The 19156-nt window shown below is 66.0% G+C and carries 21 protein-coding genes and 1 other RNA gene; 12 read left to right on the forward strand and 10 right to left on the reverse strand.

Annotated features, from left to right (window positions below):
- Window positions 1-126: pyruvate kinase (locus ETC07_RS13565; protein ID WP_136249061.1), on the reverse strand; the 126-nt coding region annotated here is incomplete at its 3' end.
- Between the two features lie 359 nt (window positions 127-485).
- Between ETC07_RS13565 and gap the strand changes: the two genes are divergently transcribed.
- Window positions 486-1499 (forward strand): type I glyceraldehyde-3-phosphate dehydrogenase, encoded by a 1014-nt coding sequence (gene gap, locus ETC07_RS13570; protein WP_136249062.1) that lies wholly within the window; start codon window positions 486-488, stop codon window positions 1497-1499.
- 168 nt (window positions 1500-1667) lie between these two features.
- Here the strand turns inward: gap and ETC07_RS13575 are convergent, their stop codons facing one another.
- From ETC07_RS13575 to ETC07_RS13595, 5 genes are all read right to left on the reverse strand, one after another.
- Window positions 1668-2432 carry a M15 family metallopeptidase gene (locus tag ETC07_RS13575; protein WP_205742555.1) on the reverse strand — a complete coding sequence of 255 codons (765 nt, stop codon included), beginning with the start codon at window positions 2430-2432 and terminating at the stop codon, window positions 1668-1670.
- Between the two features lie 4 nt (window positions 2433-2436).
- Complete coding sequence (locus ETC07_RS13580) at window positions 2437-3714, reverse strand: TRAP transporter large permease (protein ID WP_136249117.1); 1278 nt, start codon at window positions 3712-3714, stop codon at window positions 2437-2439.
- Window positions 3714-4205 carry a TRAP transporter small permease gene (locus tag ETC07_RS13585; protein ID WP_136249063.1) on the reverse strand — a complete coding sequence of 164 codons (492 nt, stop codon included), beginning with the start codon at window positions 4203-4205 and terminating at the stop codon, window positions 3714-3716. Before ETC07_RS13585 ends, ETC07_RS13580 begins: the two co-directional genes overlap by 1 nt.
- A 54-nt stretch (window positions 4206-4259) precedes the next feature.
- Complete coding sequence (dctP, locus tag ETC07_RS13590) at window positions 4260-5303, reverse strand: TRAP transporter substrate-binding protein DctP (protein ID WP_136249064.1); 1044 nt, start codon at window positions 5301-5303, stop codon at window positions 4260-4262.
- Window positions 5304-5413: 110 nt separating this feature from the next.
- The gene (locus ETC07_RS13595) at window positions 5414-6400 is read right to left on the reverse strand and encodes a LysR family transcriptional regulator (protein ID WP_240724665.1); all 987 of its coding nucleotides are present in this window, start codon (window positions 6398-6400) and stop codon (window positions 5414-5416) included.
- Between the two features lie 29 nt (window positions 6401-6429).
- On the opposite strand from ETC07_RS13595, the gene ETC07_RS13600 reads away from it, so the two are divergent.
- On the forward strand, window positions 6430-6783 hold the full coding sequence (locus ETC07_RS13600; protein ID WP_136249065.1) for a DUF952 domain-containing protein: 354 nt from the start codon (window positions 6430-6432) through the stop codon (window positions 6781-6783).
- Between the two features lie 40 nt (window positions 6784-6823).
- Here the strand turns inward: ETC07_RS13600 and ssrA are convergent.
- Window positions 6824-7202, reverse strand: a transfer-messenger RNA (tmRNA) gene (gene ssrA / locus ETC07_RS13605).
- Between the two features lie 42 nt (window positions 7203-7244).
- Entirely contained in the window at window positions 7245-7736 is a 492-nt protein-coding gene (smpB, locus tag ETC07_RS13610; RefSeq protein WP_136249066.1) for an SsrA-binding protein SmpB, read from the reverse strand.
- Between the two features lie 129 nt (window positions 7737-7865).
- On the opposite strand from smpB, the gene ETC07_RS13615 reads away from it, so the two are divergent.
- Together ETC07_RS13615 and ETC07_RS13620 are read left to right on the forward strand one after the other, a co-directional pair.
- Window positions 7866-8309, forward strand: a complete 444-nt coding sequence (locus ETC07_RS13615) for a type II toxin-antitoxin system RatA family toxin (RefSeq protein WP_136249067.1) — start codon at window positions 7866-7868, stop codon at window positions 8307-8309.
- A 1-nt stretch (window position 8310) separates the two neighbouring features.
- Window positions 8311-8610: an RnfH family protein gene (locus ETC07_RS13620; protein ID WP_240724667.1), complete on the forward strand. Its 300-nt coding sequence runs from the start codon at window positions 8311-8313 to the stop codon at window positions 8608-8610.
- A 12-nt stretch (window positions 8611-8622) separates the two neighbouring features.
- Here ETC07_RS13620 and ETC07_RS13625 read toward each other — a convergent pair whose 3' ends face one another.
- Entirely contained in the window at window positions 8623-9045 is a 423-nt protein-coding gene (locus tag ETC07_RS13625) for an outer membrane protein assembly factor BamE (RefSeq protein WP_136249069.1), read from the reverse strand.
- 72 nt (window positions 9046-9117) lie between these two features.
- On the opposite strand from ETC07_RS13625, the gene fur reads away from it, so the two are divergent.
- Window positions 9118-9564, forward strand: coding sequence for a ferric iron uptake transcriptional regulator (gene fur / locus ETC07_RS13630; protein WP_136249070.1), 447 nt, complete (start codon window positions 9118-9120; stop codon window positions 9562-9564).
- Between the two features lie 90 nt (window positions 9565-9654).
- Here the strand turns inward: fur and recN are convergent, their stop codons facing one another.
- Complete coding sequence (gene recN, locus ETC07_RS13635; RefSeq protein WP_136249071.1) at window positions 9655-11328, reverse strand: DNA repair protein RecN; 1674 nt, start codon at window positions 11326-11328, stop codon at window positions 9655-9657.
- Between the two features lie 232 nt (window positions 11329-11560).
- Between recN and grpE the strand changes: the two genes are divergently transcribed.
- The 7 genes from grpE to carA all read left to right on the forward strand — a co-directional run bounded on the left by grpE (window position 11561) and on the right by carA (window position 19153).
- On the forward strand, window positions 11561-12184 hold the full coding sequence (gene grpE, locus ETC07_RS13640; protein WP_136249072.1) for a nucleotide exchange factor GrpE: 624 nt from the start codon (window positions 11561-11563) through the stop codon (window positions 12182-12184).
- 123 nt (window positions 12185-12307) lie between these two features.
- A complete protein-coding gene (dnaK, locus tag ETC07_RS13645; protein ID WP_136249073.1) occupies window positions 12308-14236 on the forward strand; it encodes a molecular chaperone DnaK in 1929 nt (642 codons plus the stop codon).
- A 91-nt stretch (window positions 14237-14327) separates the two neighbouring features.
- Complete coding sequence (gene dnaJ / locus ETC07_RS13650; protein WP_136249074.1) at window positions 14328-15473, forward strand: molecular chaperone DnaJ; 1146 nt, start codon at window positions 14328-14330, stop codon at window positions 15471-15473.
- A 193-nt stretch (window positions 15474-15666) separates the two neighbouring features.
- Entirely contained in the window at window positions 15667-15948 is a 282-nt protein-coding gene (locus tag ETC07_RS13655; protein WP_136249075.1) for a DUF2218 domain-containing protein, read from the forward strand.
- Window positions 15948-16859, forward strand: coding sequence for a DMT family transporter (locus ETC07_RS13660; RefSeq protein ID WP_240724669.1), 912 nt, complete (start codon window positions 15948-15950; stop codon window positions 16857-16859). The genes ETC07_RS13655 and ETC07_RS13660 overlap by 1 nt, the downstream gene beginning before the upstream one ends.
- Window positions 16860-16930: 71 nt before the next feature.
- Window positions 16931-17737 (forward strand): 4-hydroxy-tetrahydrodipicolinate reductase, encoded by an 807-nt coding sequence (gene dapB, locus ETC07_RS13665; RefSeq protein WP_136249076.1) that lies wholly within the window; start codon window positions 16931-16933, stop codon window positions 17735-17737.
- A gap of 258 nt (window positions 17738-17995) precedes the next feature.
- Window positions 17996-19153, forward strand: coding sequence for a glutamine-hydrolyzing carbamoyl-phosphate synthase small subunit (carA, locus tag ETC07_RS13670; RefSeq protein WP_136249077.1), 1158 nt, complete (start codon window positions 17996-17998; stop codon window positions 19151-19153).
- Window positions 19154-19156: the final 3 nt, after the last annotated feature.

Here is a 19156-nt window from a genome sequence, read left to right on the forward strand (position 1 = left end):
GAAGTTGAGGCGCACCACGTCGACGCCGGCGGCGATCATCCGCTCCAGCACGCCCTCCCGGTCGCTGGCGGGGCCCAAGGTGGCGACGATCTTGGTACGGCGGAGGGGGGTGGGGCGATCAGGCATGCCGATTCTCCTGTGGGCGCGGTCGGTGCGGCGGATTAATGGAAGGATCAAGATAACGCAGTGGTGGTGATATTACGAAAAATCACGGCCGACCGGGCGTGAATATCGCGGCTCTAGGCGATGTTTCCCTGTCATTTCCTTTCGTATAAGACGGGCACGGGGTGCTCAGGGGGTTCCCAAACCCGTGTTGTTGTAAAATTACGAAAAAAATCTTGTCTCGAAGGCTGTCCTGATCCACATTGAAGGGCAGATGAGCCTAGGGGCGCCGTGGTGATGGCGCGTCGGCATCGCGCCGCCGCTTTCCGCGTCGCCCGGCTCCCACCCGACAAGTCGGCAACTGGTTTCGAGAGGATCACGCCATGACACTCAAGATCGCCATCAACGGTTTCGGACGCATCGGCCGCAACGTGTTCCGGGCCCTCTACGAGGGTGGGTATCGCGATCGGGTGCGGGTCGTGGCTATCAATGACCTGGGCGACCCCGGCCTCAACGCCCACCTGCTGCGCCACGATACCGTGCACGGTCACTTCCCGTTCGAGGTCTCCCACGACGAGAACAGCCTGACGGTCGATGGCGACCGCATCGAGATCCTCTCCGAGCGTGACCCGGGTGATCTACCCTGGGAGCGTCTGGGTGTGGATCTGGTGATGGAGAGCACCGGCTTGTTCACCAAGCGCGCGGATGCGAGCAAGCACCTCGAGGCCGGTGCCGGCCGTGTGCTGGTCTCGGCGCCGAGCCCGGATGCCGACGCCACCGTGGTCTTTGGCGTCAACGAGGACGTGCTGACCGCCGATCATCGGGTGGTATCGAACGCCTCCTGCACCACCAACTGCCTGGCCCCGGTGGCCAAGGTGCTCAACGAGACGGTGGGCATCGAGAACGGCCTGATGACCACGGTGCATGCCTACACCAACGATCAGAACCTGTCCGATGTCTACCACAAGGATCCCTACCGGGCGCGCAGCGCGACCCATTCGATGATTCCGGCCAAGACCGGTGCCGCGGCGGCGGTGGGGCTGGTGCTGCCGGAGCTCGATGGCAAGCTCGATGGCCTGGCGGTGCGTGTGCCGGTGATCAACGTCTCGCTGGTGGATCTGACCTTCACCGCTAGCCGCGACACCAGCGAGGAAGAGATCAATGCCATCGTCGCCGAGGCGGCGCAGGCGTCACCGGTACTGGCGGTCAACGAGCAGCCGCTGGTGTCCATCGACTTCAACCACGACGCCAACTCCTCCACCTTCGACGGCAACCACACCCGGGTGAATGGTCGCCTGGTCAAGGTCATGGCCTGGTACGACAACGAGTGGGGCTTCTCCAACCGCATGCTCGATACCGCCCTGGCCATGCACGCGACGAGTCAGGGCGCCGCCTGACCGACGCCTGCCATCGAACGGCCCGACGCCGGAGCGATGATCGCTCCGGCGTCGTCGTGTGTGGCGGTTGCTCCGCCTTGATCGGGCCGGCTTGGCGCCGCGGCGCTCCCTTCGCCTGGTTCGTCTCCCGCTCTGCGGGGCGTCCGTGCCTATGGCTCCTTCCCGTTGTCAGAGCTGGCGTCGCCAGCGCTTCTCGATGGTATCCAGCTCCGCCGGGCCATAGAGGGCGTTCGCGTGACCGCCGTAATGGGCCCAGAGCTGGTCGCCGAGGTCGAAATGCCACCACTCGCTGGGCAGGTTGGTGAAGCCTTGGGCGTGCATGGCGTGATAGAGCAGGCGCCGGTTGTGTCGGGCCTGGCGGTGGGCATCGTCCTGGCCCGGGTCGCTCTCCAGCGCATCGGCATGGGATGCGGGGGTGGCCTCGTCGAACAGAGTGCCCATGTCCAGCGGCAGGCCGTCGGCGTCGCACAGGGTGACGTCCACGGCGCCGCCGGTCAGGTGGGGGCTCGGCGCCGTCGGATCGGTGCTGGGCTGGGCGACGAACTCGCGGGTGCGGGCCACGAGTGCCGGCTCATCGAGCTCGGGATGGCGGGCCTGGATCGTCCCCTGCAGTGTCTCGAACAGATGCTGCTGGACGCGCCAGGGGCGCCAGCCATCCATTACCAACAGGCTCAGGCCGTCGGGCAGGGCGCGGGCCACCGCCAGCAGACGACGGTAGACGCCCTCGCGCACATAGCATTCATCGATGGCGCCGGGAATGCCCAGCCGCGCATAGGCCGGGAAGACCTTGATCGGAGGCGGCGCCAGGCTCATCGGCACCAGCGGTTCATCGCGGCCGGCGATCGGCAGGCGAGCGACCGCCGGCCAGTCGGGTTCGGCGCGGTGGGGAATCGGCGTGTCGGCGTGAGAGGCGCCGGGGTCGGGTCGAGTCATCGAGTCATCCAAGAAGCGTCGGGAGCCACAGGGTCAGGGGCGGAAACAGGATAAGGGCCGCCAGCACCAGCAAGGCGATGACCACGAAGGGCCATATGGTGCGAAACAGGGCGGTGATCTCCAGCCGGCTGACGGCCGCCGCCACGAACACGCAGGCGCCCATGGGAGGGGTGATCAGGGCGATGGTGATGTTGAGGGTGATGATGATACCCAGATGCACGGGGTCGATGCCCGCCATCATCGCCACCGGCGCGAAGATGGGAGTGAGCAGCATCAGGGCCGAAACCTCTTCCATGAACATGCCGGTGATGAAGGTGATGGCGCTGAGCAGCAGCAGGATCACCACAGGGTGTTCGATATAAGGCGTCAGCAGTTCGACGAACTGGTTAGGGACCTGGGCGTAGGAGAGCAGCCAGCTGACCGTGGCCGAGGCGGCCATGATGATGAATATGGCGGCGGTCAGGCGCGTGGTGTCGACGATGGCGCGCCAGAAACCACGTGGGCCGAGGCTGCCCATGGCCAGGCCGTAGAACGCCACGTAGAGGGTGGTGAGTGCGCCGGATTCGGTGGGTGTGACCAAGCCCATGACGATGCCGGCGACGATGATGAAGGGCGCGATCAGGGCCGGCAGTGCCCCTAGGGCAGCGCGGCCCAGCTCGGTGCCGCTGGGCCAGCCGCCGCGCCGCTCGAGTCCGCGACGCCGGGCGTACCAGGCATTCATGGCCATGAAGGCGGCTCCCAGCAGCAGGCCAGGGATAACCCCCGCCAGGAAGAGGTCGCCGACCGAGGTGTTGGTCAGCGAGGCGTAGAGGATCATGAAGATGCTGGGAGGGATGATCGGGCCAATCAGCGAGCTCCCTGCGGTGAGGCCGGCGGCGAAGGCGGTGGAATAGCCTTCCTTGCGCATGGGAGGCACCAGCAGCGAGCCCAACGCCGAGGTGTCGGCCACCGCCGAGCCGTTGACGCCGGCGAAGAACACGCTCGAGACCACGTTGACATGCCCCATGCCACCACGCAGGTAGCCGACCAGCAGGCGGGCCAGCGTCAGCAGTCGATCGGTGAGGCGGCTGGCGTTCATCAGGTTGCCGGCGAGGATGAACAGTGGGATGGCCATCAGCGAGAAGGCATTGATGCCACCGAAGAACTGCTGGGGCATCATGCGCGGGATCATCGACGGGTCGACGAACAGGAAGCCGACCACGGCGGTGGCCAGCAGGGCGATGAACAGGGGCAGGCCGAGCAGCACATGTGCCAGGAAGACCGCGAACATGGTCAGCGTCATCATGATGACGGATCCTCCGCGGTCGGCAACGGCGTCGGGCCATGCCACAGTGCCTGCCAGGCGAGCAGGACGAAGCCGATCGGTAGCGCCATCACCGGGATGGTGCGACTGATGCCGAGTCCCTGGCTGGTGAACATCGACACCGATTGCGCGTAGCGATAGCTGAAGATGGCGCCGGCCACGGCGAGCACGATGGTCAGCAGCCATTGGTAGACGTTGAGCAGGCGGCACAGCGGGCGTGGCAGCAATCGCTCGATGAGTGCCACGCGCATGTGGCCGCCCTCGGTCCAGACGGCGCCGGCCGCCAGCATGACGCTGCCGATGATCAGGTAACGGGCGAGTTCATCGCTCCATATAGGGGCACCGCCGACCAGGTAGCGCATGACGACGCCATACAGCATCGCCAGAAGATCGATGAACAGCAGGGTGCTGGCCAGCGTCAGGGCGAGCCGCCGGGTCAGGGCCGGCAGCCGGGAAAGATGGGGGAGCATAGATGGGTCCGTGCGGTGGGCCCGGGCGATGTGCGCCCGGGCCAGGATGAGGCGTTATTCGCTTTGCGGGGACAAGCCGGCATCTTCGAGCGCCATGTCGATGTAGCGCGGTGCGATGTCCTGCTGCTGGAGCCAGTCGAGGTAGGCCGGCTGGCCCTGTTCGCGGAAGGCGGCCAGCTGCTCCTCGTCGGGGCGAATGACCTCCATGCCCTGCTCCTCGAGGAAGGCGATACGCTCGTCGACCTGGCTTTCGTTATGCTCCCGGGCCATCTGGTTGGCTTCGGCCACGGCTGCCTGGAAGGCGTCGCGCATCGCCTCGTCCCAGCCGTCGATCATGGCGGCGTTGCCGACCAGGAACTGGTCCGAGTACTGGATGTTGGCCAGCGTCAGGTAGTCCTGCACTTCATGGAGGCTGCCGAGGATGATGTACATCGGCGGGTTCATCTGGCCGTCGGCCACGCCGGTCTTCAGGGCCATGTAGACCTCGGTCCAGGGGATCGGCGTGCCGGATGCCCCGAAGGCCTCGTAGAGCGCTACCTGGCTCGGGTCCATGGCGCGAAAGCGCAGGCCCTCGAAGTCGTCCGGTGAGGCGATGGGGTGCTCATCGTTGGTAAAGGCCAGGAATCCGCCTTCCTCGACCACCGCCAGCAGTTCCAGGCCGGCGCGTTCGCGCAGGTCGCCCTCTACCGCTTGCCAATATTCGCCCTCATCGAAGAATCGGCGGGCCGCGTCGAAGTCGTCGAACAGGAAGGGGATGGCGCTGGCGTAGATCTCGGGCACCACCGGTGACATGCCGGCGAAGGAGGCGATGTTGAGTCCGGGGGAGCTCATGACCTGCTCCATGCGCTCCTGTTCCTCGCCGAGCATGCTGTTCGGGTAGAGCTTGAGTTCGATGTCGCCGTCGGTCTTTTCCTCGACCAGTGTCTTGAGGTCGGTAGCAAAGGCATGGACGGCATTCTTCTCGGGATCCGGGGCGCCATTGTAGCCAAGGTTGACGGTGGTGGCGGCCTGCACGCTGCCGCTCAGGGCGGCGGCCCCGAGCAGGCCGGCGGTGATGAGCGAAGCGGGACGGAAAAGAGTGGGACGAGAGGCGGCCATGGGGCTTCTCCTGCGGGGTTGTTATTGGGTTATCTGATGCCGGTGAGCGACCGGTACGCAATGAGATTAGGCGTTGTCACGTTGACTATTCAAACCCCAGGGCGTTGTCTTTACGGCAACGCTTGGCTCGATAGCCTCGGGGCGTCGTCCCGAAAGAAGCGCATACCGCGTCTCAAGTGCTCCAGGCAGGCGCGGCCGGCGACGGTCAGCTCTCGGTCGGTGCGACTGACGATCTGTGCCCGGGCGCCGCTCAAGACCCGGTGCGCGAGCGGCAGCACGGCGATGTGGCCCTGTCGGACCTCTTCGGCCACGCTCAGCTCAGGCATGAAGGTCACGCCGATGCCCGAGCGCACGAAGTTCTTCAGCACCGCCACGGAATTGGTGTTCAGGCGTGCATGCAGATGCAGGCGCTCCTGGTGGGCCACGGCATTGACCATCTGGCGCATGCCGAAGGGATTGTCCATCAGGGCCAGTGGCCAATCGGCGAACTCGTGCAGAGAGACCGGTGTGGTTCGTTCGGACAGCGGGTGGCCGGCCGGCACGATCAGGTCCAGCGGCTGGCGAGTCTCCACATGGCAATACAGCTGGGGATCGATGGGCGGTGCGTAGAGCAGGGCGAGATCGGCTTCGCGGGCCTTGATCAGGGCCATGGCCTCGTTGACGCCGGCCATCTCGACGGCGATATCGATGCCGGGGTAGGCGGTCATGAAGGTCTGCAGCGGGGCATCGATCAGGTCGGCGATGAAGCCCTCGCCCACCGCGATGCGAACCTGGCCGCTGGCCAGCTGCTGCAGGGCGCGGAGGCGAGAGACCATGGCATCTTCGGCGCAGCGCTGGGCGTGATGATGATCGACCAGCAGGCGCCCCGCCTCGGTGGGCTTGACGCCGCCGGGGTGGCGTTCCAGCAGCGCGACGTCGAGCCTCTCTTCGAGCAGCTTGATCTGCCGGCTGATGGCCGAGACATCCACGTGAAGATGGGTCGCCGCGCCGCGCAAGGAGCCGCGGCGGAGCACTTCGCTGAGATAGGCCAGGGCGCGCTGGTTGAGCATCAAGCCTCCAGGGCAGGGGTGGATGGCTCCGCCATCGGCTAGGCTCATGGCGTTCACCATGAAACAGGGAGGCGGGAATGGCGTCATTATATCGTGTGTTACCGCAGGCGGCGTGGGACGCGGCTTGCCGGTCCGGCGTGGTGCCGCGCTGTGGCAATGACCATCGCGCCGACGGCGTGAATCTGAACCTCGCCGAGGCCGTGCCTTATACGGTCCATCGCTATTTCGTGCGCGAGGAGCGGCCCGTGGTGCTGGAAGTGGATTCCGCGGGCTTGGCCGAGCATATCGAGTGGCGGGCGCCGCTGCCCGAGGAGCCCTGGGCGCGGCCGCTGGCCAGGATACCGGAGCTGCCAGTCTCGGCGGTGATCTCGGTGCGTGCGGTGAGCGAGGCGGAGCTCGCGGGGGCGTCATTAGGCGGCGGAGTGTCATAAACGAGAAAAGCCACCCGTCGGGGTGGCTTTTCTCGGATATTGGTGGAGGCGGCGGGAATCGAACCCGCGTCCGCCGACACTCGCCCATCGGCTCTACATGCTTAGTTCCGTCATTTGTTTTAGCATCGCTGGCTCCGACGGGCAGGATCCAGAAACGCGATTCCTCTAAGATTTAACGGTTGACGCGAAGACAAAGCCAACCGCGGTCCCATCAATCGGAGCTCATGCCCTTCGGTGATGAATGGGCACATCACCTCCAGGTCGGACTAGAAGCTAGCAGTCTTTAGGCTGCCAGCGCGCCCTGAGCGTAGTTGTCGTCGTTTGCGACTATTTAATCGTGATGTTGGATTTACGAGATACATCACGCTCTCGGCATGCACCTCAGGGGTTGTCATCAGCGTCGAAGCCATGTCGCCCCCAAAACGTCACCATCCTATCAGGCTGGTAAGGCTTATGACACCTCAGCTACGGTTTTGTTCGCGCATGACGCGCCCCTTCTGGCGCTGCCAGTCGCGGTCCTTCTCGGTGGCGCGCTTGTCATGCTGCTTCTTGCCGGAGACCAGCGCTAACTCGCACTTCACCTTACTGCCCTTCCAGTACAGCTTGAGCGGTACGCAGGTGTGTCCCTTGTCCTGGGTGCGCGAGAAGATCTTGGCGATTTCCTTCCTATGCAGCAGCAGCTTGCGCGTGCGCGTCGGGTCGGCCACCTCGTGGGTGCTGGCCGTGTTGAGCGGCGTCACGTGGCTGCCCAGCAGCCAGGCTTCGCCGTTCTTGATCAGGATGTAGGTGTCGGTGAGCTGCGCCTTGCCGGCGCGCAGGCTCTTCACCTCCCAGCCGGCCAGTGACAGGCCTGCCTCGAAGGTCTCGTTGATGTGGTACTCGAACCGCGCCTTCTTGTTCAGCGCGATGGCGTTGCTGCCGGGACCCTTGCCTTTACCTTTCTTGCTGGCCATGGAACCTCGTGTCTGTAGCTTGCCGGTGGTGGCCTGCCCCTCCGATATGGGGGGAAGCATGATACCATTCAAGGCCGAAATAACCGCTCATGATACGCCCTGGGCCCCTTGAAGTCAGCGGAGAGGTCAATGCCAACGGTCAATCGGTCCGCCCTGGTGCGGCACACCCCCCAGGAGATGTTCGATCTGGTCAACGATTTCGAACGCTACCCGGAGTTCTTGCCGGGGTGTCGGCGCGCCCGGTTGGTCGAGCGAGACGAGGCGCACCTGGTCGGCGAGATGACCCTGGGGCGTGCCGGCATCGAACAGAGCTTCACCACGCGCAATGACCTGCATGAGCCCGAGCGCATCGAACTGTCGTTAGTCGACGGGCCCTTCAAGCGGCTGCGCGGGCGCTGGCAGTTCCTGCCCATGGGGGACGGCGCCTGCAAGGTCAGCCTGGAAATGGAGTTCGAGTTCGCCAACCGCCTGCTCGGCATGGCCTTCGGCAAGCTCTTCCAGCAGGTCACCGGTCAGCTGGTCGACTCCTTCACCCGCCGTGCCGATGCGCTCTACGGCCAGGGGCGGTCCTGAGGTGTTGCGCGTCGAGGTGGTCTTCGCCCTGCCGCAGCGCCAGCGTATCGTCGCGCTGACCGTGCCCGAGGGCACCACGCCCCGCCAGGCGGTGGCGCAGGCGGGGCTGGAGGCGCTGTTCCCCGAGGTGCCGGCGACGACCTTCGATGAGGCCGCCCTGGGCATCTTCGGCAAGGCGCTACGCGATCCCGAGGCCTACGCACTGCGGGAGGGCGACCGCGTGGAGGTCTATCGACCCCTCGAGATCGACCCCAAGGCGGCACGGGCGGCCAGGGCCGCCCGTGCGTCGCAGCGTTCCTGAGACGAGGCGCGGTTATTCGTCGAGTGGCATCACATTGAGCAGGTTGCCGCGCGCGTCATCGGACTCGCCGGCAGGGCCGATGCCCTGCTTGGAGATCAACGCCGGCGGGTGAGAGAAGTCGCCTTGAGGCTCGATGGAGGCCAGGCGATTGCCCTCGAAGGTCAGCGTCAGGCGGCGTTGCTCGATGTCGCCATAGGCCTCGTCCAGGTGGTAGACGTAGTCCCACTGGTCGGCCTCGAAGGGCGCCTCGAGCAGCGGGCTGCCCATGAGGTCGATCACCTGCTGGCGAGTCATGCCGGCGTGCAGCTGCTCGGTCATCGTCGGGGTCACCAGGTTGCCCTGGGCCAGATCGCGCTTGTAGACGCCGAAGTAGCTGCAGCCGCTGATCAGCGTCAGGGCGAGGGAAAGAGTGACAATTTTGCTCAGCTTTTGCATTTGCGACCGTTCTTCACTATCGTGGTTTCGGTCGATCATAACCGACCCTACCCGATACTGCGAAGAGCAACCATGGCCGACCAGAACCATGAACTGCGCAAGGCCGGTCTCAAAGTGACCCTGCCGCGCGTCAAGATCCTGCATATCCTCGAGAATGCCACCAATCAACACCACCTGAGTGCAGAGGATGTCTACAAGACCCTGCTGGATTCGGGGGAAGACGTGGGACTCGCCACCGTCTATCGGGTGCTGACTCAGTTCGAGTCAGCCGGCCTGGTGACGCGCCATAACTTCGATGGCGGCCATGCGGTCTTCGAGCTCACCCAGGAAGAGCATCACGATCACATGGTGTGCCTGGACAGCGGCCAGATCGTCGAGTTCTTCGATGAGACCATCGAGCGCCGCCAGCAGGAGATCGCCGAGGAGCATGGCTTTGAACTCGTCGACCATGCGCTGGTGCTCTACGTGCGCCCCAAGGGCTCCAAGGCGACGCGTCAGGAAATGAACTTCAAGAAGTAGGCGCCCCGCTTCCGGCGCATCGTCGCCGAACAGCGAACGGCCCCGATCCACTGGATCGGGGCCGTTGTCGTTTGTGGGGCAGGGAGGGGGTCAGTGACGCGCGTGCTGGCTGGCGTCGAGCATCTCCCGGGCGTGAGCCAGGGTCTGGTCGGTCAGCGTCATGCCGCCGAGCATGCGGGCCAGCTCGCCGACGCGGCCGGCCTCGTCGAGCAGTGCCATGTGCGTCTGGGTGGTGTCGTCTTCGGCCTGCTTGGCGATGTGCAGGTGCTGATGAGCCTGGGCCGCCACCTGAGGCAGGTGGGTCACGGTCATGACCTGTCCGTTCCCGCCCAGGCGGCGCAGCAGCTGGCCGACGATCTCGGCGGTGGCGCCGGAGACGCCGACGTCTACCTCATCGAACACCAGGCTGGGGATGGTCGAATGCTGGGCCGCCACCACCTGGATGGCGAGGCTGACGCGGGACAGCTCGCCGCCGGAGGCGACCTTGGCGAGTGGGCGTGCCGGCTGGCCGGGGTTGGCGCTGATCAAGAAGCGCACCCGGTCGAATCCGTCCGGGGCCGGGGTCTCGCGTTCGCTGATCTCGACCTCGAAGCGCGCCTTGCCCATGGCCAGGAAGGCCAGCTGGTCCTGCACGGCGTTGCCGAAACGCGCGGCGGCCGCGCGTCGGGTGGCGTTCACGGCCTCGGCCTGCTCGCGCCAGCGCGCCTCCATGGCCTCGACCTCGGTGGCGAGCGCCTCGAGGTCGTCGCCGCCGCCCTCCAGTTCGGCGAGCTCGGCGGCGAGACGCTGGTGAAGGTCGGTCAATTCCTCGGGGGAGACATGGTGCTTGCGGGCGATGCGATGCACCTCGCCGAGCCGCTCCTCGACCCAAGCCAGCCGCTCGGGGTCGAGCTCCACGCCGCTGGCGAAGTGGTTGAGTTCGCGTCCGGCCTCCTCGACCTGGATGCAGGCATCATTGAGCATCGTCAGCGCCTCATGCAGCGACCCCCGCTCGCTGCCGGGCAACGCGGAGAGGTGGTTGACCGCCTGGTGCAGCAGCGGCAGGGCGCCGCCCTCTTCGCCATCGCAGCAGCTGGCGGCGAACTGGGCCTCACGCAGCCGCTCCTCGGCATGCGCCAGTTCCTCCTGCTCGGCTTCCAGGCTGGACAACTCGTCATCGGCCAGTGCCAGCGTCTCGAGCTCCTCTACCTGGTAGCGTAACAACTGGCGGCGGGCGCGAAGTTCGTCGCCGTCCTCGGCCAGGCGCTTGAGGCGCCGGCGCGTCTCGCGCCAGGTCGCGAAGGTCGCGCCGAGCTCGTTCACCGCCGTGGCATGGCCGGCGAAATCGTCGAGCAGGCGCAGGTGGGTGTCCTCGCCGAGCAGTGCCTGATGGGCATGCTGGCCGTGGATCTCGATGAGGTGGCCGCCGAGCGCCTTGAGGTCGGCGACGGTGGCGGGCTGGCCGTTGATCCAGGCCTTGGAGCGTCCGCCGCGGGTCACCACGCGGCGTAGCAGGCAGTCGTCTTCGGCGAGTTCGCGGCCGGCGAGCCAGGCCCGGGCGTCGGGCAGGGCTTGGATGTCGAAGCGCGCGCTGAGATCGGCGCGTTCGCAGCCGTGGCGAACGCTGCCGGCGTCGGCGCGCTCGCCCAGGCACAGCCCCAGGGCGCCGAGCAGGATGGACTTGCCGGCCCCCGTCTCGCCGGTGATGGCGGTCATGCCGCCGCCGAGCTCGAGCTCCAGGTGGTCAACGATGGCGAAGTCACGAATGGCGAGCTCTGTCAGCATGGTGCCTCCCGGTGGCCGGTATCGAAATGACGGCGGAACGACTGGTTATTTATCCACTATTTTGTGTGTTTATACAGTAGTTCAGCGGGTCTCACAACGCACGCCCCATTTCCCGCGATGCTCTTCCCTTGAGATCGACACGGCCAGCCCCATATAGCTGTCAACGACATTGTTTCATCATCGATCAGTCTCGCTGGCGGCTCTGCCGCCGGCCGGCATTCAGGAGAGACGCATGGCCAAAGATCCACAGACCCCGTTGGACGACGAGCTGGCCCGCCAACAGGGCGACGCCGACACCCATGTCGAGCCGGAGCCCGTCGAGGGCGAGCTGGAAGGCGCCGCCGAGACGACCGAGGAGGGCGCCGAGGCCAAGGCCGATAACCCGGAAGCCGAGATGTTGGCCGCCAAGGTCGAAGAGCTCGAGCAGGCCCTGGAAGAGACCAAGGACCAGTCGATGCGCACCGCCGCCGAGGCTCAGAACGTGCGCCGTCGTGCCGAGCAGGAAACCGAGAAGGCGCGCAAGTTCGCGCTGGAGAAGTTCGTCAAGGAGCTGCTGCCGGTCATCGATAGCCTGGAGAAGGCGCTCGAGGCGATGGGCGATGACGCCACCGAGGCGCACCGCGAAGGCGTTTCGATGACGCTCAAGATGCAGCAGGATGTGCTGGGCAAGTTCGGCGTCGAGGCGGTGGATCCCCAGGGCGAGCCCTTCGATCCGCAATACCACGAGGCCGTGGCCATGGTGCCGAACCCCGAGATGGAGCCCAACAGCGTGATGGAAGTGATGCAGAAGGGCTACCTGCTCAATGGCCGCCTGGTGCGCCCGGCGATGGTGGTGGTGAGCCAGGCCGCCGACTGAGGCGCGGCGATTTCGGCCCCGCCCCCTTGAAATAGGGGCGAGGGCCCCCAGATAAACGTCATCCCGCGGTGAACGCCGCGAACAAACGAATCACGTCACACCTTATATTTACGAGGATTTCCTATGGGACGCATCATCGGTATTGACCTGGGGACCACCAACTCTTGCCTGGCCGTGCTCGACGGCGACAGCCCCAAGGTAATCGAAAACGCCGAAGGCGCACGCACGACGCCGTCCATCATCGCCTACACCGACGACGGTGAGACGCTGGTGGGCCAGGCGGCCAAGCGCCAGGCGGTCACCAACCCCGAGAACACCCTGTATGCCATCAAGCGCCTGATCGGCCGTCGCTTCAAGGACGATGTCGTCCAGAAGGACATCAAGATGGTGCCCTACACCATCACCGAGGCCGACAACGGCGATGCCTGGGTCGAGGTCAAGGGCAACAAGCTGGCGCCGCCCCAGGTCAGTGCCGAAGTGCTGAAGAAGATGAAGAAGACCGCCGAAGACTATCTCGGCGAGGAAGTGAGCGAAGCGGTCATCACCGTGCCGGCCTACTTCAACGACAGCCAGCGTCAGGCGACCAAGGACGCCGGTCGCATCGCCGGTCTCGAGGTCAAGCGCATCATCAACGAGCCCACCGCGGCGGCGCTGGCCTATGGCATGGACAAGTCGCGTGGCGACAAGACCCTCGCGGTCTATGACCTGGGTGGCGGCACCTTCGATATCTCCATCATCGAGGTGGCCGACGTCGACGGCGAGACTCAGTTCGAGGTGCTGGCCACCAATGGCGACACCTTCCTGGGTGGCGAAGACTTCGATCTGTCGCTGATCAACTACCTGGTCGAGCAGTTCAAGGCCGACAGCGGCATCGACCTGTCCGGCGACAACCTGGCCATGCAGCGCCTCAAGGAAGCCGCCGAGAAGGCCAAGATCGAGCTGTCCAGCGCCCAGCAGACCGACGTCAACCTGCCCTACGTCACCGCCGACAACACCGGTCCCAAGCACCTCAACGTCAAGGTGACCCGGGCCAAGCTGGAGTCGCTGGTCGAAGAGCTGGTGACCCGCTCGCTGAAGCCCTGCAAGACCGCGCTGTCCGACGCCGGGCTGTCCGCCTCCGAGATCGACGACGTCATCCTGGTCGGTGGCCAGACTCGCATGCCGATGGTCCAGGCGAAGGTCGCCGAGTTCTTCGGCAAGGACGCCCGCAAGGACGTCAACCCGGACGAAGCCGTGGCCGTGGGTGCCGCGATCCAGGGCGGCGTGCTGGGCGGCGACGTCAAGGATGTGCTGCTGCTCGACGTCACCCCGCTGACGCTCGGCATCGAGACCCTCGGCGGCGTGATGACCCCGCTGATCGAGAAGAACACCACCATCCCGACCAAGAAGACCCAGACCTTCTCGACCGCGGATGACAACCAGACCGCCGTGACCATTCACGTGCAGCAGGGCGAGCGCAAGCAGTCCAGCGGCAACAAGTCGCTCGGTCGCTTCGACCTGGCTGACATTCCGCCGGCGCCGCGCGGCGTGCCGCAGATCGAGGTCGCCTTCGACCTGGACGCCAACGGCATCCTCAACGTGTCCGCCAAGGACAAGGCCACCGGCAAGGAACAGTCGATCGTCATCAAGGCCTCCAGCGGCCTGTCCGACGAAGAGATCGACCAGATGGTCGAGGATGCCGAGGCGCACGCCGACGAGGACAAGAAGTTCGAGGAACTGGTCCAGCTGCGTAACCAGGCCGACGGCATGGTCCACGCCGCTCGCAAGACCCTCGAGGAAGCCGGCGACAAGGCCACCGAGGAAGAGAAGGAAACCATCGAGAGCGCCGCCAGCGATCTCGAGGAAGCGTCCAAGGGCGACGACCAGGAAGACATCCAGGCCAAGCTCGACAAGCTGACCGAGGCGTCCGGCAACCTGGCGCAGAAGATGTATGCCGAGCAGGGTGAGGCCGCCGAAGGTGCCGAGGCCGCAAGCGAGGCTAACACCAAGCAGGAAGACGACGTGGTCGACGCCGAGTACGAAGAAGTCAACGACGACCAGAAAAAGCAGTAACCACGACGCCTGAAACCTAGGTGATGCCAGCGCGGGGGCTCGACTCCCGCGTTGGTGTTTCCGCAGCGTCGCGACGGAGGCGGACAGACCCATGTCCAAGCGTGATTACTACGAGGTACTGGGCGTCGAGCGTGGGGCCGATCAGAAAGAGATCAAGAAGGCCTATCGACGCCTGGCCCAGAAATTTCATCCGGACCGCAATCCGGATGATGACACCGCGGCGGAGAAGTTCCGTGAGGTGTCCGAGGCCTACGAGGTCCTGACCGACGGCGAGAAGCGCGCGGCCTACGATCAGTTCGGCCATGCCGGCGTCGACGGCCAGGCCGGCGGTGGCGGCGGCTTCGGTGGTGCCGGGGCCGGCGGCTTCAGCGATATCTTCGGCGATGTCTTCGGCGACATCTTCGGCGGGGGCGGCGGCGGACGCCGTCATCCCAATGCCCCGCAGCGCGGCAGCGATCTGCGCTACAACCTCGAGCTCGATCTCGAGGACGCGGTGTCCGGCACCAGCGTCGACATTCGCGTGCCGCGTCACGTGGAATGCGAGCGCTGCGATGGCGATGGCGCCGAGCCGGGCTCCAGCAAGGAGACCTGCCCGACCTGTGCCGGCATGGGCCAGGTGCGCATGCAGCAGGGCTTCTTCGCCGTTCAGCAGACCTGCCCGACCTGCCATGGCGGCGGCCAGCACATCAAGGTGCCGTGCCATGGCTGTAACGGCGAGGGCCGGGTGCGCGAGACCCGCACCCTGTCGGTGAAGATCCCGGCCGGCGTCGATACCGGCGATCGCATTCGGCTCAATGCCGAGGGCGAGGCCGGGGTCAACGGCGGGCCGCCCGGCGACCTCTATGTGCAGGTGGCCATCAAGTCGCACCCGATCTTCGAGCGCGACGGCCGTCACCTGCAGTGCGAGGTGCCGATCAACTTCGTCGACGCTTCCCTCGGCGGCGAGCTCGAGGTGCCGACGCTCGATGGTCGGGTCAAGCTGAAGATCCCGCCCGAGACCCAGACCGGTAAGCTGTTCCGGCTCAAGGGCAAGGGCGTCAAGCCGGTCCGCGGTGGCCCCGCCGGTGACCTGCTGTGCCGGGTGGTCGTCGAGACGCCGGTCAAGCTCAGCGAGGACCAGAAGGACCTGCTGCGTCGTTTCCAGGACAGCCTGGAAGGCAGCAACAGCCATCACTCGCCGAAGAAGAGCAACTTCTTCGACGGCGTGAAGAAGTTCTTCGAGGACATGAAGCCCTAGGGCATCTTCCTCGCCGGTAGATTCGAGGCCCCGCGCTCCGCAAGGAGGCGGGGCCTCGTCGTGTCTGGCCATGGCACCGACGGCCCGCCGAGATCCGCGGCGTCGAACGCGAGGTTGCCGGGTTGGGGCTGGCGCTCGTGGGTAGCGTCGTCATAGGCTGGGGGTTCACCTTCCTGGAGCGCGGAGAGCCGAGATGCCAATTTCACGAGCCGAGATCGTCACCGAATCGGGCGACAAGCTGATCAACCGACTGTGCAAGCATTGGGCTCACAAGCTGGAGGTGGAACAGGCCGAAGGCGAGGGGCGGGTGGTCTTCGATACGGGCAGCTGCCTGATGACGGCCGAGCCGGGCCGGCTGACCGTGGCCGTCGAGGCGCTGGACGAGGCGGAGCTGGATCGGCTCGAGGGCGTGGTGGCGAATCACCTCGAGCGCATGGCCGGCCAGGAGCCGCTGGATATCATCTGGGAGAATTGATGGCCGCCGCCTCGCCGGCGCGCCGCGCCCACCTCGGCATGCTGGTCTGGGCGCTGCTGGTGGGCGTGTCGTTTCCCGTCGTGGGGCGGCTCGGCGAGCTGCCGCCACTCTCGCTCACCGCCCTGCGCTTCGCCATCGCCTGCCTGGGGCTGTGGTGGCTGGTGCGCCGTGCCCCGCAGGCGTGGCCCGGCCGCCGGGCCCTGCCCTGGTTCGCCGCCATGGGGGCCTGCCTGGCGGGGTTCTTCGCCGCCATGTTTTGGGCCGCTCAGCATGCCACTGCGCTGTCCATGTCGACCCTCTACGTCAGCGTGCCGCTGTTGGCCTACGGCCTGGGGCTGGCGGTCGGCGTGGAGCGCCTGGCCTGGCGGCTGCCGGCGATTCTTGCCCTGGGGGCACTGGGCGCCCTGGGGCTGGCGGCGGCGGAGGCCTGGCAGCGTGGCGGTCAGTGGCGCTTCGGCGCGGGCGAGGCGGTGTTCTTTGTCGGCTGCCTCTGTTCGGCGCTGTATCCGGTGTTGTCACGCCGTGGCCTGGTATCCGGGCGCCTACCCACCTCGGCGGCGGTGCGGACCTTCTGGAGCCTGGCGCTGGGCGGGGTGCTGGTCGGGGCGCTGGGGCTCGCCGTGGAGCCGGTGGCGAGGCTTGCGACCATGAGTGCGCGCGATGCCCTGTTGATCGTCTATCTGGGGCTCGGCTCCAGCGCCCTGACGTTCTGGCTGATGCAGCGTGCCACCGCGGTGCTCGGGCCGGCCAGCATCACTGCGTATGGTTACCTGGTGCCCTTCGTCTCCATGCTGTGGCTGTTCCTCGAGACGCCGTCGCGTCTCGGTTGGGTGTGGCTGCCGGGCGGTGCCTTGGTGGTGCTGGCCATCGGCCTGTTGCTGGCACGGGGCGATGCGGGTGCGGAGGGCTGACGGCGCCGGCGCCCTCGGCCCTCTGGTATACTCCGAGCATCTTTCGATCCGCCAACGTCAGGAGTTTCCGCATGACTCGTATCGCCATCGTCGGTGTCGCCGGCCGCATGGGTCGCACCCTGGTCAATGCCGTGCAGCAGGACGCCGACGCCACTCTGGCCGGAGGCATCGTCGAGCAGGGCAGCTCGCTGGCGGGGGCCGATCTGGGTGAGTTGGCCGGCGTCGGCAAGCAGGGCGTGATGGCCAGCGACTCCCTGGCCACTATCGTCGATGACTTCGACGTGCTGATCGATTTCACCGCGCCGCGGGTGACGCTTAACAACCTGGCGTTCTGCGCCGAGCATGGCAAGCGCATCGTCATCGGCACCACCGGGCTGTCCGACGACGAACAGGCCGAGCTGGATGCCTACCGCGATCGGGTGCCGCTGGTCTTCGCCCCCAACATGAGCGTCGGCGTGAACCTCACCCTCAAGCTGCTCGAGACCGCCGCCAAGGCGCTGGGCGATGAGGGCTACGACATCGAGGTGATCGAGTCTCATCACCGGCATAAGGTCGATGCGCCCTCGGGCACCGCCCTGAAGATGGGCGAGGTGATGGCCGATGCCTTGGAGCGTCCGCTCAAGGAATACGGCGTGTTCGAGCGCGTCGGCCAGTGCGGCCCGCGCAGCGACGACGAGATCGGCTTCGCCACCGTGCGGGCCGGCGACATCGTCGGCGAGCATACCGTGATGTTCGCCACCGAGGGCGAGCGTATCGAGATCACCCACAAGGCCAGTAGCCGCATGACCTTCGCCAAGGGTGCGGTGCGCGCGGCACGTTGGCTGGCCGAGCGACCGGCGGGGCGCTATGACATGCAGGATGTCATCGGGCTGTCCTGAAGGGGTAGTCGAAAGGCCTTCGATGCTTTAAAATCCACCAAATTTTGGCCGGGCGACGGCCCATCGCCGCGCAAGCGCTTGTTGCGTCGGTCCAGCATTCCGAGAGAATGACAACAAGCGGGATGAAACCGGTCTTTACTGTCGGGTTTCGTCCCGCTTTTTTACGGGCCGAAGGGCGGCGGGTCGAATCTCTCGTCGGGTGCTGGCCGCGCCGCATGCCTGGACGAGCTGTCTGTTAACACTTGGGAGGACGTTGCATTGAACAAACCCGCGATACTGGCCTTGGAAGATGGCAGTGTGTTTCATGGCGCTGCCATTGGCGCCGATGGGCAAACCAGTGGTGAGGTAGTGTTCAATACGGCCATGACCGGCTACCAGGAAATCCTCACCGACCCCTCCTATACCCGACAGATCGTCACCCTGACCTATCCGCATATCGGCAACACCGGCATCAACGCAGAAGATGTCGAATCCGGCGCCATCGCCGCCGCCGGGCTGGTGATTCGCGACCTGCCCCTGCTGGCCAGCAACTTCCGTTCCGAGCAGTCGCTCTCCGACTACCTGGCGAGCCACAACGTGCTGGGCATCGCCGACATCGATACCCGTCGCCTGACCCGCATACTGCGCGACAAGGGTGCCCAGAACGGTGCCATCCTGGCCGGCACGGACGCCGAGGGTGAGGATGCCGAGGCGCGCGCCCTGGCCGCGGCCAAAGCCTTCCCCGGCCTCAAGGGCATGGACCTGGCCAAGGTCGTCTCCTGCCCGTCACCCTACGAGTGGAGCGAGGGCGAGTGGACCCTGGGCGAGGGCTATGCCGACGCCGCCGGCCCTGATGGAAAGGCCGAACGCCCCTATCACGTGGTCGCCTACGACTACGGGGTCAAGCGCAACATCCTGCGCATGCTGGCGTCGCGCGGCTGCCGCCTGACCGTGGTGCCGGCCCAGACGCCGGCCGACGAGGTCATGGCCCTGAAGCCGGACGGCATCTTCCTTTCTAACGGCCCCGGCGATCCGGAACCCTGTGACTATGCCATCACGGCCATCCGCGAACTGCTCGAGACCGGGGTGCCGATCTTCGGTATCTGCCTCGGCCACCAGCTGTTGGCGCTGGCCAGCGGGGCCGATTCGATGAAGATGAAGTTCGGCCACCATGGCGCCAACCACCCGGTCCAGGAGCTCGATTCCGGCCAGGTGATGATCACCAGCCAGAACCATGGCTTCGCGGCCGAGGAGTCGACGCTGCCCGACACCCTGCGCGCGACCCATCGTTCGCTGTTCGACGGTACCCTGCAGGGCATCGAGCGCACCGATCGTCCGGCCTTCAGCTTCCAGGGCCACCCGGAGGCGAGCCCGGGGCCCCGTGACGTCGCGCCGTTGTTCGACCGCTTTATCTCCATGATGAAGGAACGCCGCTAAGCG

The organism is Halomonas borealis (assembly GCF_004798905.1).
In the GTDB taxonomy this organism is placed as follows: domain Bacteria; phylum Pseudomonadota; class Gammaproteobacteria; order Pseudomonadales; family Halomonadaceae; genus Halomonas; species Halomonas borealis.

Excerpts from the sequence above, each read along its gene's own strand:
- recN (WP_136249071.1), bottom strand. The coding sequence starts at position 11,328 with ATGCTGACAGAGCTCGCCATTCGTGACTTCGCCATCGTTGACCACCTG.
- grpE (WP_136249072.1), top strand. The coding sequence starts at position 11,561 with ATGGCCAAAGATCCACAGACCCCGTTGGACGACGAGCTGGCCCGCCAA.
- dctP (WP_136249064.1), bottom strand. The coding sequence starts at position 5,303 with ATGGCCGCCTCTCGTCCCACTCTTTTCCGTCCCGCTTCGCTCATCACC.
- ETC07_RS13655 (WP_136249075.1), top strand. The coding sequence starts at position 15,667 with ATGCCAATTTCACGAGCCGAGATCGTCACCGAATCGGGCGACAAGCTG.
- dnaJ (WP_136249074.1), top strand. The coding sequence starts at position 14,328 with ATGTCCAAGCGTGATTACTACGAGGTACTGGGCGTCGAGCGTGGGGCC.
- ETC07_RS13575 (WP_205742555.1), bottom strand. The coding sequence starts at position 2,432 with ATGACTCGACCCGACCCCGGCGCCTCTCACGCCGACACGCCGATTCCC.
- ETC07_RS13595 (WP_240724665.1), bottom strand. The coding sequence starts at position 6,400 with ATGAGCCTAGCCGATGGCGGAGCCATCCACCCCTGCCCTGGAGGCTTG.
- ETC07_RS13585 (WP_136249063.1), bottom strand. The coding sequence starts at position 4,205 with ATGCTCCCCCATCTTTCCCGGCTGCCGGCCCTGACCCGGCGGCTCGCC.
- ETC07_RS13600 (WP_136249065.1), top strand. The coding sequence starts at position 6,430 with ATGGCGTCATTATATCGTGTGTTACCGCAGGCGGCGTGGGACGCGGCT.
- dapB (WP_136249076.1), top strand. The coding sequence starts at position 16,931 with ATGACTCGTATCGCCATCGTCGGTGTCGCCGGCCGCATGGGTCGCACC.
- ETC07_RS13660 (WP_240724669.1), top strand. The coding sequence starts at position 15,948 with ATGGCCGCCGCCTCGCCGGCGCGCCGCGCCCACCTCGGCATGCTGGTC.
- smpB (WP_136249066.1), bottom strand. The coding sequence starts at position 7,736 with ATGGCCAGCAAGAAAGGTAAAGGCAAGGGTCCCGGCAGCAACGCCATC.
- fur (WP_136249070.1), top strand. The coding sequence starts at position 9,118 with ATGGCCGACCAGAACCATGAACTGCGCAAGGCCGGTCTCAAAGTGACC.
- dnaK (WP_136249073.1), top strand. The coding sequence starts at position 12,308 with ATGGGACGCATCATCGGTATTGACCTGGGGACCACCAACTCTTGCCTG.
- gap (WP_136249062.1), top strand. The coding sequence starts at position 486 with ATGACACTCAAGATCGCCATCAACGGTTTCGGACGCATCGGCCGCAAC.
- ETC07_RS13615 (WP_136249067.1), top strand. The coding sequence starts at position 7,866 with ATGCCAACGGTCAATCGGTCCGCCCTGGTGCGGCACACCCCCCAGGAG.
- ETC07_RS13625 (WP_136249069.1), bottom strand. The coding sequence starts at position 9,045 with ATGCAAAAGCTGAGCAAAATTGTCACTCTTTCCCTCGCCCTGACGCTG.
- ETC07_RS13580 (WP_136249117.1), bottom strand. The coding sequence starts at position 3,714 with ATGACGCTGACCATGTTCGCGGTCTTCCTGGCACATGTGCTGCTCGGC.